Here is a 1,306-nt window from a genome sequence, read left to right on the forward strand (position 1 = left end):
GGTATGACTCACCCACATGGGTTACAAATCAGTTCACGCACATAGGTAACAGTTTTTAACTGGCATGGTCGGTTTTTCGAGGATCTGACCATGCCTTGGCGAGAGCTGAAACCTATGGACATGAAAACGCTTTTTATCGCGGATTACCTGCAGGGTCCGCCTAGCTTCAGCGCCCTCTGCGAGGCCTACGAGATCAGTCGAAAGACCGGATACAAGTGGGTCGAGCGCTACGAGAAAGAGGGCCCGGCGGGCCTGGAGGAGCGCAGTCGTCGCCGGCTGACGCAAGACTGGGTTGTACCCGTCGCCATTCGCGAGGCCATCATCGAGCTGCGTGGTCAAGGCCAGACGGAGCCTGGGCCCAAGAAGATCCAGGCAGCATTGCAGGCGCGTTTTCCAGACCAGGCGCCTCCCTCCAAGACAACGATCTACAACATCCTCAAGAAGGCCGATCTGATCAAACCGCGACGCCTGCGTCAGCGTGTAGCGGTCTATCCCAAGCCATTGGAGAAAGCGGAGTCGCCCAATCAGCTATTCACTGCGGACTACAAAGGCCAGTTTCTGACAGGAGCAGGGGTCTGGTGCTATCCGTTGACGATCATGGATCACGCCAGTCGCTTCTTGCTTGCGTGCCACAGCATGGCCAACACGAACTTCCTGGAGACACAGACTGTGTTCGCTGAGGTCTTTCGCGAAAACGGGCTACCTGAACGTATCCGAACCGATAACGGCGTGCCGTTTGCGAGTAAAGGGCGCGCAGGCCTCTCCCAGCTGTCTATTTGGTGGCTGCGCCTGGGCATCATTCCTGAACGTATTGCGCCTGGCAGGCCGGAGCAAAATGGTCGGCACGAGCGTATGCACCGGACACTCAAAAGTACGCTTCCATCCCCGCCTGCAGTGGCTTGGGAGGCTCAACAGCGGCACTTCGATCGCTTCCGGCAACACTACAATTACGAGCGATTGCACGAAGCACTGAAGCAGAAAACGCCAGCGTCCTGTTATCAGCCTTCGCCACGCCCGTTTCCGGAAAAACTACCCGAAATGACTTACCCCAGTCATATCGAGAGCCTACAAGCTGACTGTAGTGGCATCGTCAACCGCCGGGGTTTGAGGATCTATGTAGGTTATGTGCTCAAGCACCAGACCATTGGGCTGGAGCGGGTCGGGGATGGGGTGTGGGATGTTATTTTCGGCCCAATCATTCTCGGCAGGGTCGATGAGCGGGAAGCCGATGATGGTTATGTAAGACTTCAGGTGTTGTCACCTATGTGAACGAACTTTTGTGTAACCCATGAGGGTGACCCGTACA

1 protein-coding gene is annotated in these 1,306 nt (G+C 56.1%); it reads left to right on the plus strand.

Annotation, left to right across the window (positions count from 1 at the left end):
- The first annotated feature begins 90 nt into the window (after positions 1–90).
- Complete coding sequence (locus tag E2H86_RS25505; protein WP_133332265.1) at positions 91–1,269, plus strand: integrase core domain-containing protein; 1,179 nt, start codon at positions 91–93, stop codon at positions 1,267–1,269.
- The last annotated feature ends 37 nt before the right edge of the window (positions 1,270–1,306 follow it).

Origin of the sequence: Pseudomonas putida (genome assembly GCF_004357765.1) — a bacterium.
Classification (GTDB): domain Bacteria; phylum Pseudomonadota; class Gammaproteobacteria; order Pseudomonadales; family Pseudomonadaceae; genus Aquipseudomonas; species Aquipseudomonas putida_U.

Bases quoted from the DNA above. Each gene is read 5' to 3' on its own strand.
- E2H86_RS25505 (WP_133332265.1), top strand. From the start codon at position 91: ATGCCTTGGCGAGAGCTGAAACCTATGGACATGAAAACGCTTTTTATC.